Source organism: Cobetia sp. 10Alg 146 (assembly GCF_029846385.1).
Classification (GTDB): Bacteria; Pseudomonadota; Gammaproteobacteria; order Pseudomonadales; family Halomonadaceae; genus Cobetia; species Cobetia marina.
The window spans coordinates 41,025-57,404 of record NZ_JARWKT010000011.1; the positions used below are offsets into that span (position 1 = coordinate 41,025).

14 protein-coding genes are annotated in these 16,380 nt (G+C 63.2%); 5 read left to right on the plus strand and 9 right to left on the minus strand.

Features of this window, described 5'->3' with window-relative positions; all coding sequences use genetic code 11:
- Positions 1-15: 15 nt before the first annotated feature.
- The 4 genes from ssb to QD172_RS16095 all read left to right on the plus strand — a co-directional run bounded on the left by ssb (position 16) and on the right by QD172_RS16095 (position 5,240).
- A complete protein-coding gene (gene ssb, locus QD172_RS16080) occupies positions 16-645 on the plus strand; it encodes a single-stranded DNA-binding protein (RefSeq protein WP_279856267.1) in 630 nt (209 codons plus the stop codon).
- Between the two features lie 363 nt (positions 646-1,008).
- A complete protein-coding gene (locus tag QD172_RS16085; RefSeq protein ID WP_271303382.1) occupies positions 1,009-3,513 on the plus strand; it encodes a bifunctional diguanylate cyclase/phosphodiesterase in 2,505 nt (834 codons plus the stop codon).
- 62 nt (positions 3,514-3,575) lie between these two features.
- Positions 3,576-4,460, plus strand: coding sequence for a sugar nucleotide-binding protein (locus tag QD172_RS16090; protein WP_279856268.1), 885 nt, complete (start codon positions 3,576-3,578; stop codon positions 4,458-4,460).
- A gap of 60 nt (positions 4,461-4,520) precedes the next feature.
- Positions 4,521-5,240, plus strand: a complete 720-nt coding sequence (locus QD172_RS16095; RefSeq protein WP_077373500.1) for a lysophospholipid acyltransferase family protein — start codon at positions 4,521-4,523, stop codon at positions 5,238-5,240.
- Between the two features lie 129 nt (positions 5,241-5,369).
- On the opposite strand, the gene fabB is transcribed toward QD172_RS16095, so the two are convergent.
- Together fabB and fabA are read right to left on the minus strand one after the other, a co-directional pair.
- Positions 5,370-6,587, minus strand: coding sequence for a beta-ketoacyl-ACP synthase I (gene fabB / locus QD172_RS16100; protein WP_077373369.1), 1,218 nt, complete (start codon positions 6,585-6,587; stop codon positions 5,370-5,372).
- 13 nt (positions 6,588-6,600) lie between these two features.
- Positions 6,601-7,116, minus strand: a complete 516-nt coding sequence (gene fabA / locus QD172_RS16105; protein ID WP_077373372.1) for a 3-hydroxyacyl-[acyl-carrier-protein] dehydratase FabA — start codon at positions 7,114-7,116, stop codon at positions 6,601-6,603.
- Positions 7,117-7,421: 305 nt separating this feature from the next.
- Here fabA and QD172_RS16110 point away from each other — a divergent pair, with 305 nt between their 5' ends.
- Positions 7,422-9,260 carry a GGDEF domain-containing phosphodiesterase gene (locus QD172_RS16110; protein WP_176503960.1) on the plus strand — a complete coding sequence of 613 codons (1,839 nt, stop codon included), beginning with the start codon at positions 7,422-7,424 and terminating at the stop codon, positions 9,258-9,260.
- Positions 9,261-9,281: 21 nt separating this feature from the next.
- Here QD172_RS16110 and QD172_RS16115 read toward each other — a convergent pair whose 3' ends face one another.
- The 7 genes from QD172_RS16115 to phrB form a co-directional block, all read right to left on the minus strand.
- Positions 9,282-9,806, minus strand: a complete 525-nt coding sequence (locus QD172_RS16115; protein WP_084207749.1) for a DUF2878 domain-containing protein — start codon at positions 9,804-9,806, stop codon at positions 9,282-9,284.
- A 2-nt stretch (positions 9,807-9,808) separates the two neighbouring features.
- Positions 9,809-11,092 carry a cyclopropane-fatty-acyl-phospholipid synthase family protein gene (locus QD172_RS16120; protein WP_077373381.1) on the minus strand — a complete coding sequence of 428 codons (1,284 nt, stop codon included), beginning with the start codon at positions 11,090-11,092 and terminating at the stop codon, positions 9,809-9,811.
- 10 nt (positions 11,093-11,102) lie between these two features.
- Positions 11,103-11,933, minus strand: coding sequence for a DUF1365 domain-containing protein (locus QD172_RS16125; RefSeq protein ID WP_077373383.1), 831 nt, complete (start codon positions 11,931-11,933; stop codon positions 11,103-11,105).
- Complete coding sequence (locus QD172_RS16130; protein WP_136939715.1) at positions 11,930-13,276, minus strand: FAD-dependent oxidoreductase; 1,347 nt, start codon at positions 13,274-13,276, stop codon at positions 11,930-11,932. The genes QD172_RS16125 and QD172_RS16130 overlap by 4 nt, the downstream gene beginning before the upstream one ends.
- A gap of 74 nt (positions 13,277-13,350) precedes the next feature.
- Positions 13,351-14,151: an SDR family NAD(P)-dependent oxidoreductase gene (locus QD172_RS16135; protein ID WP_084207751.1), complete on the minus strand. Its 801-nt coding sequence runs from the start codon at positions 14,149-14,151 to the stop codon at positions 13,351-13,353.
- Between the two features lie 87 nt (positions 14,152-14,238).
- Entirely contained in the window at positions 14,239-14,814 is a 576-nt protein-coding gene (locus tag QD172_RS16140; protein WP_279856273.1) for a nuclear transport factor 2 family protein, read from the minus strand.
- Positions 14,811-16,361: a deoxyribodipyrimidine photo-lyase gene (gene phrB, locus QD172_RS16145; RefSeq protein ID WP_279856274.1), complete on the minus strand. Its 1,551-nt coding sequence runs from the start codon at positions 16,359-16,361 to the stop codon at positions 14,811-14,813. The genes QD172_RS16140 and phrB overlap by 4 nt, the downstream gene beginning before the upstream one ends.
- Positions 16,362-16,380 lie beyond the last annotated feature (19 nt).

The following is a 16,380-nucleotide window of genomic DNA, read 5'->3' on the forward strand; positions in this document are numbered from 1 at the left end:
TCAGGAGTAATCTTCATGGCTCGCGGCGTAAACAAGGTCATTCTGATCGGTAATCTCGGTCAGGATCCGGAAGTCCGTTTCACTCCGTCCGGTAGTGCGGTGTGCAACCTCAACCTCGCCACCACGGATACCTGGAATGACCGTCAGAGCGGTCAGCGTCAGGAACGTACCGAATGGCACCGTGTGGTGATGTTCAACAAGCTGGCGGAAATCGCTCAGCAATACGTCAAGAAAGGCTCTCGCCTCTATATCGAAGGTCGTCTGCAGACGCGCAAGTGGCAGGATCAGAACGGCAACGACCGCTACAGCACCGAAATCGTCGCCAATGACATGCAGATGCTGGATACCCGTGGTGAAGGCGGCGGCGGTGGCGGCTTCAGTGGCGGCGGTCGTCCCCAGCAGGCACCTCAGCAAGGTGGTCAGTATGGTGGCCAGCAGCAGGCCGCGGCAGCTCCGCAGCAGGGTGGCCAGTTCGGCGGCCAGCCGCCGGCACCGCAGCAGGGTGGCAACTTCGGTGGTCAGCCGCCGGCCCCGCACACTCCGCCTCCGGCTCAGCAGCCTCCTCAACAGAACTCGCAGAACAACAATTTCGGCGCGCCGCCGGCTGGCAGCTTTGACGATTTCGATGATGAGATTCCGTTCTGATCATCAGCTCCATGGTCATCCATATTGTCTCGAACCCCCGCTCTGCGGGGGTTTTTCGTTTCTGGAGGCAAAGGAAACCTCTCGAGGTATCGAGGGTACTGCGTGAGAGGGCGGGGAGGTTTTCAGGCATTCCCCCTCCATCTGCCAGGATATCGGCCGATACATCCAAAGTCGCTCTGCGAGCGTAAGGGGGGAAGCCCCGAGTCCGATGATCGGGCCATCACGCTGTCGTCTCGCTTGAGGACACTGAGCGTGGAGAAAAAAATCAGGCAGTTCCGTACCTTGCAGGTAAACTATCGTTTCAAGTGTATGTCCACTTTCAGCTCGTTCCCCTTGGCAGGCCCCCGATGATTGAGGTCATTCATGCATGGTAGCTATTCCCCCTCACTGGTATTGCTTTCCATTCTGGTAGCGGTACTGGCATCTCATGCTGCCTTGCAGCTGATTCGGCAGGTCGCGCTGTCGGTGTCGCGTGCCAGTCGCCTGGGGTGGTTGCTGGGTGGGGCTCTGGCGATGGGCCTGGGCATCTGGTCAATGCATTTCATCGGCATGCTGGCCTATGACATCGGTACGTCGGTCACCTATGAGTGGGGCTTGACGCTACTCTCGATGATGGTGGCCGTGCTCTCTTCCGGACTGGCGCTGTGGGCCAACACGCTGTCGCGCTTGACGCTGCCATGGCTGTTTGGCAGCGGGGCGGTGATGGGGGGCGGGATCGCTTCGATGCACTATCTCGGCATGGCGGCGATGCAGATGCCGATGGCGTATCGCTACGATGCCCCGTTGTTGGGACTGTCGATTCTGGTGGCCGTCATCGCCTCGACGGCTGCGCTGTGGCTTGGAGGGCTCTTTCTGCATCAGCGCCGGCCGCGTCGCAGTTATCAGGCCCTTGCTGCGTTGCTGATGGGGGGAGCGATCGCAGGGATGCACTATCTGGGCATGGCGGCGATGGAAGTGGTGCCTGACTCGGTGATGCCGGCTCCCCCGCTTCGTTCGGGGGGAGGGCAGCATGTCTGGCTGGCAGTGATACTCGGGGTTGCCTCACTGGCCGTGCTGGGACTGACGTTGCTGGCGCTGAAGGCAGAAAGTCGTGTGCGGCGCAGTCGACACTATCGGGCGCGGTTGAGCGGTCTGCTGGAGTACCGCACCCGGGAATTGCGTCACGAACGGGATCAGGTGACCGTGATGCTGGATTCCATCGATGAAGGGGTGATCAGCCTTGATCGGGAGGGAATGATCCGCCACATCAATCCCATCGCGGCAGAATTGTGTGGCTGGGATCCCGCGCTGGCCCGGGGCCGCCCCTGGGCGCGCATTCTGCAATTGCGCCATGAGGGCTCCCTCCACATGATGGATACCCACCTGGATGTCGTGCTCAGCCGCGGGGAGGTCGTGCACATGGCGAACCAGACCCTGCTGGTCGCCAGGGATGGCAGTGAGTGTGCGATAGAGCTCAAGGCGTCTCCGGTACGCGCTCGCAATGATGAGGTGGAAGGCGCCGTGCTGGTCTTCCGTGACATCAGTTATCGCCAGGCGATGATTCGTCGGCTCGATTTCCAGGCCCATCATGACAGCCTGACGGGGCTGCAGAACCGCAGTGCCTTCGATGATGCTCTGGGGGCCTCGCTGGAAGACGGCGATCTGCATCAATTGCTGTATCTGGATCTCGACTTCTTCAAGGTCATCAACGACACCTGCGGTCATGCAGCGGGGGATACCGTGCTGCGCGAGATTGCGCATCTGATGCGCGAGCAGATCCGGGATTCTGATGTGCTCGCCCGTCTGGGAGGCGATGAATTCGCGGTCATCCTCTATCGATGCAATCGTGAACAGGCACTGGAGCGCGCCTCGAGACTCTGCTCGACCATCGCGGATTATCGTTATCTCGAGGATGGGCGTCAGTTCCAGCTGGGTGTCAGCATCGGCCTGGCGTCCATCACGGGGAGTGCACCGGCCACGGAAGTGCTGCGTCAGGCCGACGCGGCCTGTTACATGGCCAAGCAGAATGGTCGCAACCAGGTGCATGCCTATCACGAGGAAGATGCCGGGCTCGAGCGTGCCCAGCGCGAGCTCCAATGGTTGCCTCTGTTGCAGGAAGCGCTGGAGAAACGCTTCTTCACGCTCTATATCCAGCCGATTGAATCGTTGTGCCGCCCATCCAGTGGGCCTTACTACGAAGTATTGCTGCGCTACGTCAACGCCGAGGGCGAGCATATGACCCCGGCCCACTTCATGGGCACTGCCGAGCGCTTCGGGCTGATGCCTGCCATTGATGTCTGGGTCGTCACTGAAGCGCTGCAGGTACTGAAATCCAATGACGGGCGCATTGAAGAAGACGCCATCCTGGCCATCAATCTCTCGGGGCAAAGCCTGAGTGACATGCCATTGCGCGATCAGCTGATCACCATGATCGAGGAGAGTGGCGTGGCGCCTGAGCGATTGTGCTTCGAGATCACCGAGACGGCCGCCATCAGCAATCTGGCGCAAGCACGCGAATTCATTCGTGGCATTCGTCGCCTTGGCTGCAGCTTCTCGCTGGACGATTTCGGCAGCGGAATGTCCTCTTTCGCCTATCTCAAGGAGTTGCCCGTCAATCAGCTCAAGATCGATGGCGCCTTCGTGCGCAATCTGACCCGTGACAGCCTGGACGCTGCCATCGTCTCGGCCATCTGCCGCATCTGTGCCCAGATGGGCATCGTCACCATCGCCGAATACGTGGAGCGACGTGACTTGCTGCCGGCACTTGAGCAGATCGGTGTCGATCTCGTTCAGGGCTATGGTATCGGTCGCCCCCAGCCGCTGGGAGGGGTGTTGCTCACTTCTGGTCCCCGGCGCGACAACGGGCCTGCAGCCAGCCTGCAAGGTTGATAGAATGTCGCCTTTGCATCGGCACGCTTCGTGCCGATGCGTCTGTTTGCCGGAGTGTGCCTGTGAAACTCTTGCTGCTGGATGCCGGGCATTGCCTGAGCCTCGGCCTGGCCCGAGTGGCCAACACCCGTACGGATCTCGAGCTTCAAGTGCTCGATGCCGTGCGTATCGACGCCAGTGATATTCGCTCGCATCGCGCGGATGTGGTGATCGTGCCTCCCTTCGTCAGTCCTGCGGACTCGGCACCGGCAGACGTCACGGCGCATGCCGAGCATGTGGAAGCCGTGCTGGCGGCCTGTGTCGAGACAGACACGCCGCTGGTGTGGTGCGTGGCGGACCAGATGTTCGAGCAGGGCGGGGAAGGCTTGCTCGATGAGGAAGAGGTGCCGTCTCCCATCGATACGGCATTGCGTCGGGTCATCGCCACGGGCGACCGTATCCGCGCCGAATTGCCGAGCCATCTGATCGTGCGTCTCGGGCCGTTGTTCGGCCCCGATGGCCGTGATGCCTGGCTGCCGACGCTGATCGAGTCGTTGCTCGCGGGTCAGGAAGTCCGCGCTGCGGAAGACGTCATCCTGTGCCCGACCAGTGTCGACGCCGTGGCCATGGCGCTGGTCGGCATGCTGCAACAGCAACGTTGCGGTGCGGGTTCCTGGGGCGCCTATCATCTGGCGGGTACCGAGCCTATCAGCAGTTACGCCTTCATCAGCGTGGTGCGGACTCAGCTGATCACTCGGCTCGAGGGGATCGGGGAGGAGGTATCACCCGGCCCGATCAAGGCGTTGACGCTCAACTCGGGAACTCCGCTGCGCCGAGTGCTCAACTGTCGACGAGTGCTGGAGACCTTCGGGGTGCATCAGAAACCCTGGCGGCTGGAGCTGTCCCGTCTGCTGGACGATTGGGTGGCACAGCGCACCCCGGTGACCTCACCTCAAGAGGATGTCTGACGTGCGGAGATCTTTACTGTGAATGCACTGCGTAGTGTGTTGTTTTACTTCGGTTATTTCATGGCGTTGCTGCTCAGTGCCCTGGTGCTGGTACCCGTGGCAGCCTGCTTGCCGCTCAAGGCACGTTATCGCGTTCTGCATAGTTACAACCACCTTGTGCTCTGGTGGTTCCGTCTCACCTGTGGCGTCAGGGTAGAGGTCAGCGGACGTGAGCAGCTGCCCGAAGGGGCATGCGTTCTGCTCTCCAACCACCAGAGTGAGTGGGAAACCATCTATCTGCAGGTGGTCAAGCGGCCGCTGTGCACCGTGCTCAAGCAGGAGTTGCTCAAGATTCCCGTCTTCGGTTGGGGGCTCAAGCTGCTTGAGCCGATTCCGCTGGACCGCAAGCAGCCCGCCAAGGCGCTCAAGCAGGTGTTGAGCGTGGGAACGCAGCGGCTCAAGGATGGCTTCACGGTGCTGATCTTCCCGGAAGGGACGCGCCTGGCACCGGGGACGCGCAAGAAATTCAACAAGTCAGGTGCCGCGATTGCCTGTCGTGCTGGAGTGCCGGTCGTCCCGGTGGCCCACAATGCAGGCGAGATCTGGCCCAATGACAGCTGGATCAAGCGTTCTGGCACCCTGCATGTCGTCTTCGGGCCTGCGATCGAGACCACCGGCCGCAAGCCGGATGCGGTGATCGCGGATGTCGAGGGGTGGGTGGAAGACACCTTGCAGCGGATATCCCGCACTCCACGTCCGCCACTCGAGGAAAAGGCACCGGCAGACAGCGTGGGCGTCTGAGCGCTCCGATTGGAGGAAGTCGGGCGGTGAAGTGATGTGAAAGCCAGCCGATAGCTCGCTACCAGCAAAAAGGCCGCCCCATGGGGCGGCCTTTTCGTGTCATGCATCACCGGTCAGAGATTCATGATCTCAGTCCTGGAAGCGCTCCAGGATCAGACAGGCGTTGGTGCCACCGAAGCCGAAGCTGTTGGAGAGCACACGCTCGATCTTCACGCCATCACGGCGAGTGGTGACGATATCGAGGCCGTCGGCGCGTTCATCCAGTTCGCTGACGTTGGCGGAGGCGGCAATGAAGTCGTTCTCCATCATCAGCAGCGAGTAGATGGCTTCCTGCACGCCAGTGGCGCCCAGAGAGTGGCCGGTCAGCGACTTGGTGGAGCTCATCGCCGGGCTGTCCGCACCGAAGACTTCCTGGATGGCCTTGAGTTCGGCGACATCCCCCACTGGCGTCGAGGTGCCGTGAGTGTTGATGTAGTCGATCTTGCCGTTCACGGTTGCCATCGCCTGACGCATGCAGCGTGCGGCGCCTTCACCGGACGGTGCCACCATGTCGTGGCCGTCTGACGTTGCGCCGTAGCCTGTCACTTCGGCGTAGATCTTGGCGCCACGTGCCTTGGCGTGCTCCAGCTCTTCCAGGACCAGCATGCCGCCACCGCCAGCGATGACGAAGCCGTCACGGGTGGTGTCGTACGGACGAGACGCGGTTTCCGGCGAGTCGTTGTAACTGGTGGAGAGCGCGCCCATGGCATCGAACAGGCAGGACAGTGTCCAGTGTTCTTCTTCACCGCCGCCAGCGAAGACCACGTCCTGCTTGTTCAGCTGGATCTGCTCGACAGCGCTGCCGATGCAGTGAGCCGATGTCGCACAGGCCGAGGAGATCGAGTAGTTGATGCCCTTGATCTTGAACGGCGTGGCCAGACACGCGGAGACGGTGGAGCCCATGGTGCGGGTGACGCGGTACGGTCCGACGCGGCGCAGGCCCTTGGCGCGCATGATGTCAGCGGCCTCGACCTGGTTGGCGGAAGATGCGCCACCGGAACCGGCGATCAGGCCGGTACGCTCGTTGGAGACCTGCTCCGGGCTTAGGCCGGAATCAGCGATCGCCTGCTCCATGGAGATGTAGGCATACGCCGCGGCATCTCCCATGAAACGCAGTTGCTTGCGATCGATATGGTCTTCGAGGTTGATGTCGACTACGCCCGCGACCTGGCTGCGGAAGCCAAGCTCGGCGTATTCCTCTTTGCGGCGGATACCGGAACGCCCCTCTTGGAGGGATTCCAGGACCTGCTGGCGATCATTGCCCAGGCAGGAAACAATGCCCAGCCCGGTGACTACCACTCTACGCATGGGAGCCTCCCGTTCAGAAGTTCGCAGTGGAGGTGAACAGACCGACGCGCAGGTCGTTGGCCTGATAGATGTCGCGGCCATCAACGGTGACTGTGCCATCGGCGATGCCGAGGATCAGCTTGCGAGTGATGACCCGCTTGATGTTGATGGTGTAGGTCACCTTCTTGGCGGTCGGCAGGACCTGACCGGAGAATTTCACTTCTCCGCAGCCCAGCGCACGACCGCGGCCCGGGTTGCCAAGCCAGCCGAGGTGGAATCCGACCAGTTGCCACATGGCATCGAGGCCCAGGCAGCCCGGCATGACCGGATCGCCCGGGAAGTGGCAGTCGAAGAACCACAGGTCCGGAGTGATATCGAGCTCAGCGATCAACTGCCCCTTGCCGTGGCTACCGCCTTCCTCACTGATGTGAGTGATGCGATCCAGCATCAGCATGTTGGGAGCAGGCAGTTGCGCATTGCCCGGGCCGAAGAGTTCGCCCTGGCCGCAGGCCAGCAGCTCGTCGCGAGTAAAGGAGTGTTGCTTGGTCACTGAGTCATTCCGAGTAGCGGGATGGTTATGCCGTACGGGGCGTAACAACGCCCGAATGGGGCTAGTCTAATGGCTGGCCCCACTGAATGCACGTGGGGGGCAGACTAAAGGGCACCATGGGGCGGTGCAAATATCTGCTTCAGCTTTTGGCGTGCCAGTCGATAAGACGATGGGTGTCAGCGGGCTGGCATGACATTTCCGTGGAGAATGGGCAGCATTGGTGCGCGGGCCAGCCTGGCTGTGAAGTGGCCATTTGCATGATGAAACCGTGTAGTGGATATCGTCATCTCGACCGAGGGTCCGGTATGTGGCCGAATGCTTCCTTCAATCGCCCCCTCATCTGGGGGGGAGTCATTGCCCTGTGCCTGATGCCGTGGCTGCCAGGCCTCGAACTGCGACTGTGCGCGCTGATACCGGTCACTCTGGCAGGCGCGGACATCCTGCGGTTGATGCGCCGACTGCATCTGCGGCGCGAGTTGCTGGAGGCGGCCGTGCACCTCAGCAGCGATGGACTCCTGATCAGTGATAGTCAGAACAAGGTATTGGCGGTGAATGCCGCCTTCAGTCGGATCACCGGCTACGCGCCGGAGGAGATCATCGGGCGCAACCCCTCCCTGCTGTCCTCGGGCCGCCATGACGAGGACTTCTATCGCCGCTATTGGCAGGCCCTGGCGGTGCATGGCTATTGGGAGGGCGAGGTCTGGAACCGGCGCAAGCAGGGCGATGAGTACCCTGAGTGGCTGAGGGCGCGACGCATGGAGCGCGCAGGAGAGGTGTTCCACATCGCGCTGTTCTCGGATATCTCGCGCCACAAGGCGCGGGAGGAAGACCTGCAGCGCATCGGGCTGGAGGACACTCTGACCGGCCTGCCCAATCGACGTCGTCTGAGTGACCTGATGGTGAGTCGTCTGGGCAGCTTGCGGGCCGGGGAAGCCCTGGACCTGGCGCTGATCGACATCGACGCCCTCAAGAGCATCAACGACTCGCTGGGCACCGAGGGGGGAGACCGTCTGCTCAAGCTGTTCGCGCGGCGCCTCACGGAGCTGGCACGCGGCGGTGTCGCAGGGCGCATCGGCGGTGACGAGTTCGTGATTCTGCGAACCACGGCGGGGGGAGACCACGGTGAGTGGATCGAAGAGCTGCGCTCGACGCTGACCCAGCCACTGGAAGTGGACGATCAGATTCTCCACCTGGCGCTCTCGATCGGCAGCTGTCGTGCACCGGAGGACGGGCGTGATCCCGAAGTGGTGATGCAGCGCCTGGAAAGCGCGCTCTACGCCGCCAAGCGCCACGGTCGCAATATCGACATGCGCTTCCAGCCGGCGCTGGACTCCGGTGCCGATCTCCAGTTGGGACTGGCCAACGATCTACGGGCAGCGCTCGAGAGCCATGGCCAGTTGCAGCTGCACTACCAGTGTCAGCATCAGGCCAGTACCGGCAAGGTGAGCAGTGTCGAGGCGCTGCTGCGCTGGCAGCATCCATTGCGTGGGCCGGTGTCACCTGCTGACTTCGTCCCGCTGGCCGAGCGCCATGGCCTGATGCTGCGACTGGGCAACTGGGTGCTGCGCGAGGCCGTGCAGCAGCAGGCGAACTGGCGACGTGCGGGACACCGCCTGTGCATCTGGGTGAATGTCTCGGCACTGCAGCTGATACAGGGCAATTTCGAGGCCTCGCTGGCCGCGCTGCTGCTGGAGTATGACGTGCCGGCGGACAGCATCGGCCTGGAATTGACCGAATCGGTGTTGCTGGATGAGCGCGCCGGTGACATCTCGCGCCGGCTGGCGACCCTGCGCAGCAGAGGCCACCAGATCGCGGTGGATGATTTCGGGACCGGCTATTCGTCGCTGTCCTATCTGAAGGATCTGCCAGTGGACAAGCTCAAGCTGGATCGGGCCTTCATTCGCAGCTTGCCGGGGGAGCGCTCCGATGCGGCCATCACCATGGCGGTATTGGCGATGGCCAAGGGGCTGGGCATGGAGATGATCGCGGAGGGTGTCGAGACGGCAGAGCAGCGTGAATACCTGGTATCGCACGGTTGTGGCTGGATTCAGGGCTTCTACTTCTCCCGTCCCGCGCCGGCGGCGGACGTCATCGAGCGTCTCAATGGCTATGAATCCGGCCAGTTGTCCATGGCCATGGCCTGAAGCCGCCTCGATGCACGGACATCATGTGCCTGGCTGGGCCAGCTTCCAGCGCGAGATGGCCAGGCATAGCCCGCCCCAGATGAGGGCCTGTGCCGGCAACAGCCAATCGGCGAGCGTGACGTCAGCGAGCTGAGCGCCGCCGTAATAGGACAGGGGCGCGCTTGTCGCCCCGCCGATGGCGGCGAGCCATGGGCGCTGCCATAGCCAGTGCAATGCATGATGTACGGTACTGGCGAACAGCGGCCACAGGCACCACATCCACACGGGCAGCGGCAGCCAGTGTGTCCAGTCCGGCGCGGTGGCTGGCAGCGAGTAGCCACCGGCCAGGGTCAGACCGCCGTCCACCACCATGCCCAGTGCCAGAAAGCCCCCCAGCCATCGCAGCTCTCGTGCGCGCCGGGCCTGTGGGACGACCCAGCCCAGATGCGCGGCCAGAATGAGCGGGGTGACCAGCAGTGCGACCCAGGCGCCCCCCAGCACGCAACTGAACCAGCCAAGCTGAAACAGCCCGGCATTCAGCAGTGGGGTGATGCGTGGGGAGCGCACGTTCAGGCGTTCCAGTCCTTGAGTCCCATCTGCACCGGGCGCGCGCCCGGGCCTCCCAGCAGCAGCTGACAGGTGCCGATGGTGCGCTCCCGAAAGCCCCCTTCACAGTAGGCCAGGTAGTAGCGCCACATCCGCACGAAGCGTTCGTCATACCCCTGTGCATAGACATCGTCGAGGCGTGCCTCGAAACGCTGCCCCCACGCCTTGAGCGTGGCCGCGTAATGCAGGCCGATATCCTCGAGTGTCAGCAGGTTCAGCTGGGTATCACGTTGCATGGCACCCAGTATGGCGCCATGTGAGGGCAGGAAGCCGCCCGGGAAGATGTAGCGCTTGATGAAATCCATCTCGCGGCTGGCGGCCGCGAAACGCTGATCACGGATCGTGATGGCCTGCAGGGCGATCAGGCCTTCGGGCTTGAGGAGTCGCTCGAGAGTCTTCAGGTAGGTCGGCAGATACTGATGCCCGACCGCCTCGATCATCTCCACCGAGACGATACGGTCGAAGCGGCCTTCGAGGGCACGATAATCCTGCTTGAGCAGCGTGATGCGATCTTCCAGTCCTTCCTCGGCGATGCGTGCCGCCGTATAGGCATGCTGCTCATCGGAGATGGTGGTGGTGGTCACGTGACAACCGCGCGTTCGGGCAGCATGGATGGCAAGGCCGCCCCAGCCGGTACCGATCTCCAGCAGGTGATGCTGTGGCCCCAGCTCCAGCAGGTCGAACAGTCGCTCCAGCTTGTGCGTCGAGGCTTCCTCGAGGTCTGCCTCGGGATGCGGAAAGACCGCCGCGGAGTACATGCGGTGCTCGCGATCGAGGAACAGCGCGAAGAGGTCGTTGCCAAGATCGTAGTGCGCCGAGATATTGCGCTTCGAGCCCGCCAGGGTATTGCGCGCCAGCGCGTAGGCGACACTCAGCGCCCACTTGGAAAGGCGCGAGGTCCCGCTGTCCACCGAGTCATTGACCTGTTCCAGATTGAAGGCGAACAGACGTACCAGCCCCACCAGATCATCCGTCTCCCACTGACCATCCATGTAGGCTTCCGCCGCCGCGACGGTGCCCCCCAGTGCCATGCGCCGCCAGGCGCGCGAATCGTGGATGCGCAGCGTGATGTCACGTGGCCCCCCTTGCCCCAGCACATGGCGCTCACGACCTTCCAGCACGGTCAGGCTGCCGCCCTCGAGTCTGTCGAGCATGCGCAGCAGCCGAGGGCGCAGCAGGCGAGTCAGGCGGTCATCGTGACGGGGGATTGCCACCGGACTGGGGGGAACGGGTTCAAACTGGCTCATGGTGATGTCCTCATGACGGATGCCGAGTCTCTGGCTGAGGGCGCGGATGATCGAAGATCGGCACGCGCTTGAGCGCCAGACGCAGCGCCTCGTAATGGATGCCTGCCACGGTCTTGAGCGTCATCCACGGGAAGCGCAGCAGCAGGCGGGTCATGGCGCGTGGAGTCGCGGGTTCCAGATGCAGGCTCAGGCTGGCATCGAAGAGTGATTCCCCGGGCTTGCGTGTCACTTCCTCGCCCAGTGGATGATTTTCCATGTGCAACAGGAGCTCATCGTTGCTGGGGTCATTGAAGCGCCAGTGATAGCGCATGCCCATCGGCATGAAGGGAGAGACATGCAGGCGCTTGTCGAAATGCGCCGAATGCATGCGCCGTCGCGAATCGGTGCGCGAGGCATACAGCACACGCTCGCCCCAGGGAATGTTGGTCACCTCACCGAGCACGGCGCCCAGCTGGCCCGTCGCGTGGTAGAGGTAATAGAGTCGGATCGGATTGAAGCCCACCCCGAAATGCCGCAGCTGGGTCAGCAGGAAGATGCGGCCTTGCGGCAGGGGCGCATGATCGCCCGCCATGGCGAGCTCGCGTCGACAAGCCTCATGGACACGCTCGATCAATGGGCCATCCGTCAGACCGTGCAGGGCTGCCGGGAGATGGTCGCGCTCGCGAAAGGCCAGCGGTGCCGCCCGACTGGCGCTTGCCAGACGCCGGCCTGCCATCAGGTCCGGCAGCTCATCCAGCGCCAGCCACGCCATCGCGACGCGATAGCGAAAGGCATGCTGGCGCGGCGCATGGCGACGATGGCGCAGCGTGCCGTAGCCGATACGGCTGGCGGGCGCCTTCAATCGTCTGCCTCGCGGGCACCCAGTGCCTCGGCGACGCGCAATGCACTCCACACGCCATCTTCATGGAAGCCGTTGCGCCACCAGGCACCACAGAAATGGGTGCGTCCCACCGGGCCACCGGGCCGCGGCGAGACACCGGAGATCTCCATGAAGCGCTGCTTGGCGGCCTCGGCCTCAAGCGTGAAGCGCGGGTGATCATAGGCGTAACGGCCCAGTACGAGGGCGGGGTCGATGGCATCGCTGTCGTTGAGCGTGATGCAGAAGGTCTCTCGAGGCGGATAGTCGCGCTCATCGAGGCGCTGCAGGATGTTCATGTCGTAGGTGACGCTGGCTCGCTGGGCGTCATCCCGCCCATCGAGACGGTAGTTCCAGCTCGCCCAGGCCTCACGGCGCCTGGGCAGCAGGGAGGTGTCGGTGTGCATCACCACGTCATTGCGCTGGGTCGTGATCGCCGAGAGCACGTCCTGCTCACGGGCGCTGGCGTCTTTCAGCAGAGCCAGTGCCTGAGGCGCATGACAGGCCAGCACCACCTGATCGAAGCGTTCGCAGCGCCCATCGACGTGCTCCAGTGTCACGCCGTCGACATCGCGCCGTATCTGGCGGATCTCGCTGTTGAGGTGAATGCGCTCGGCATAGCCCTCGGTCAGCGGGGCGATGTAGCTGCGTGACCCACCGATCAGCGTGAACCACTGGGGACGATCGTTGATCGACAGCAGGCCGTGATGGCGGAAGAAGCGCACGAAGAACTGCAGCGGGAAGCGCTCGATGTCCGCGATGCTGGCGGACCAGATCGCCGCGCCCATCGGCAGCAGATAATGCTCACGAAACACCTGCGAGTAGCCGTTGGCGTCGAGATAGCTGCCCAGGGTCGCGTCCTCGGCGAGCCTGCCGCTGTCCAGGTCCGCCGCGGCCTGCTGATTGAAGCGCAGGATGTCACGCAGCAGTCGATAGAAGCGCGGGCGCAACAGGTTGCGTTTCTGGGCGAACAACGACAGCAGCGTATGGCCGTTGTACTCGAAGTCCTCGGCGGTGGTGTGTACCGAGAAGCTCATCTCGGTGGGCTGATAGGCGACATCGAGACGCTCCAGCAGGCGCTGGAAGTGGGGATAGGTGCGGTCGTTGAAGACGATGAATCCGGTATCGATGGCCCATTCGCTGCCATCGGCGGTCTGCACGTCCATGGTCGCAGTGTGGCCGCCGAGACGCTCGGCCGACTCGAAGACATGCACCTCGTGGTGACGACTGAGGTAGTAGGCCGCTGCCATGCCGCTGATGCCGCTGCCGATGACGGCGATCCGCTGGCGGGGAAGAGGAGCTGTTGCCTGTGACGTCGTTGTATTCATGCCACTCCAGAGAAGGAAGACCTGCGATCAAGAAACATGCTGTTCGTGGCAGGCATCCGCCTGCCTGATGTCGGTCAATCTCGCGTCATGCGCAGTCCGATCTGGCGGCGCAATGTCGGCGGTAGAATGCCCAGCAGCTTCACCAGCAGCGTGAAGCGCCTGGGGAAGTGGATATCGAGCCGGTGACGCGCCAGCCCTGACACGATCGCCTCGACGGCCTGATCGACCGTGACCTGCATCGGCATCGGGAAGTCATTGCGCTCGGTCAGCGGTGTCTTGACGAAGCCCGGATGAATCACGCTGACATCGATCCCCTGGGCATCCAGGTCCAGCCGCAGCGACTCGAGGAAGTAGCTCACTGCAGCCTTGGAAGCTCCGTAGGCTTCGGCGCGTGGCAGCGGCAGGTAGGCCGAGGCACTCGACACCGCCGCCAGCTGTGGCCGCTCTCCCCCCTGCGCGGCAGCCGTGCGAAGCAGGGGCAGCGCGCTCTCGATCACATCCACGGCTGCCTGGAAATTGGTGGCGAAGACTCGGTGAACCAGGTCGGCCTCGAAATCACGTGCATCCAGATATTCGCAGGTACCTGCGTTGAGGAGCATCAGGTCGAGTCCACCGAAGTCTTCCTCGATCTGTCGTGCAGCCGTGCGGATGGCATCACGGTCGGTGAGATCCAGCGTGATCACCAGTGCATCACCGGGGCCTTGTTCGGCGTCGGCCGCGATGGCCTTCAGCTTGTCGGTGGAGCGTGCGCTCAGCACGACACGATGCCCATCGGCCAGCAGGCGACGCGCCAGTCCTTCACCGATCCCGGAGCTGGCACCGGTCAACCAGATGCGCTTGCGTGTCGTGGCTGGGGGCCTGGCTTGACTGGGCATTCTCTCTCCTTGGCGTGTTCGCCTGTCGCGATGAGCGCACCGCTTGACTGTCGGTGGGGGGTTGTCATCTGCGTGCCTGGGGGCACATCAGTCCATGCGTCGCTTGAGCAGCCTGATCACCTTGCCCAGCAACGGCACCTGCTCGTAGAGCAGCTCGCCGGCATCGAAGAAGTCACGGTGCCGACATACCTTGCCGTGTCGGAATTCGAGGCGTGAGGCACCTTCCACCACGATATCGCTGCCGCCGTTCAGGCGCGGATGGCGATAGGTCATCGTCCAGCTCAACCATGCCAGTCCCTGCTCCGCGCTCTCCCACGTGTCCGGTGCCTCAAGCGACGTGGCCGCCGGCTCTGGCCGAGTCGGGCCCAGCGGATGATGAAACACGAAATCAATCGATGAGACATTCGTGTACAACCCTGAGAAATACTGGTTGAGCGCTTCGAGGCCCTGAACTTCGTGCAGAGGATCGCGAAAAACGACATCGTCACTATAGACTGATTTCAGCAGCTCTGTAGAGGTTTTGTCCAGCTTTTCGTAAAGGCGACAGACCCGAACCAGCGCCGGGCTCATCTCGGGGGGCAGCGATTGCATGGCTGTGCTCCTGACGTCGAGACAATGAAAAAGCGGCCCGCTGGAGATCAGCAGGCCGCCTGGCAGGGTCATTCGCTTCTGGTGAGCGCCTTGAAGGCATCGAGGGCTCGCTGGCGGGCGGCCTTGTGGTCGACGATCGGGCGCGGGTAGCCACAGGCATGGCAGTCGTCAGCCGTGGGCTGGTGACGACGCTTGGCGGGAAGGTCGGCCAGCTCAGGCACGAAGCTTGCGATGAAGTCGCCGTCCTTGTCGAAGCGTTGCCCCTGGGTGGTGGGGTTGAAGATGCGGAAATAGGGCGCGGCATCGGTGCCGGTCGAGGCGGCCCACTGCCAGCCGCCATTGTTGGCCCCCAATTCACCATCCACCAGGTGCGCCAGGAAGTAGGCCTCACCACGGCGCCAGTCGATCAACAGGTGCTTGGTGAGGAACATGGCCGTCACCATGCGCAGGCGATTGTGCATCCAGCCGGTCTCGACCAGCTGGCGCATGGCGGCATCGACGATGGGGTAGCCGGTACGCCCTTCGCACCAGGCGGCGAAGCCTGCGTCATCATCGCGCCATTGCAGGGCTTCGGTATGGCGCTGGAAGGGACGGTGGCGATTGACGCGCGGAAAGCCGACCAGGATGTGCTGGTAGAACTCGCGCCAGATCAGCTCGTTGACCCAGGTGGTCAGGCCGACATCACCGTCGGCGAGACTGCCGTTTTCCGCCAATACCGCCGCGTAGCACTGTCGAGCCGAGATCATGCCGAGCGCCAGATAGGGGGACAGTTCGCTGGTGCCGCGCGTGGCGGGCAGGTCGCGCTGCTCGTGGTAGCGGCGCGCCCGGAAGGTCATGAAGCGCTCCAGGCGCTCCTGGGCGGCATCCTCGCCGGCAGGCCATCGCTCCGCCTCCAGCGGCTCGCTCGGCCCATGTTCCACGTCGACGCTTAGCGTGTCGGGAAGCGCGGGAATGGCGTCTCCCGAAATCTCGCGTCCCTCGGCGTCTCGGGGCGCATCCTGCACCGCGGGAGCCTCATTGAGCGCCAGACGCCGCGCGTCGATCTCCTTGTGCCAGCGCTTGGAGAAGGGCGTGAAGACGCCGTAGTAATCGCCCTTGCCGGTCAGCAGTTCGCCGGGCGTGAAGGCGAGCATGTCAGTGTAGCGATGCAGGCGGATGTCGCTGTCGGCCAGGCGCGCGCGGACGAGTCTGTCGCGCTCGCGCTCATTGACGGCGTACTCGTCATTGAAGTGCAGCGCCTGGACGCCAAGTTGCGTGCACAGCGTGGCCAGCGCTTCGGGCACTTCCGCGAAGGTGTCGCAGTCGAGGACCTTGAGCGGGATGTGATGGCCGGCGAGTGCCTGCTGCAGGACGTGCAGACCGCGACGCAGGAAGTCGAGCTTGTTGGCACCATGACCATGGGTCATCCACTGGGCATAGCAGGGGGTGACCACCGCCACCACCGGGCCGCGTGCGGCCGCTTGCGAGAGGGCGGTATTGTCATGCACGCGCAGGTCGCTTCGCAGCCACACGAGCTGCAGAGGCTGTCGGCTCGCGTCGGAGTCAGCCCCGGATTCGGTGTCCGTACCGGGAGACCGTGAGGCGGTGGAAGTGCGGGATGTGGGAGAAGGGGCAGGCATGAAAGCTCCTTTGCGGTCG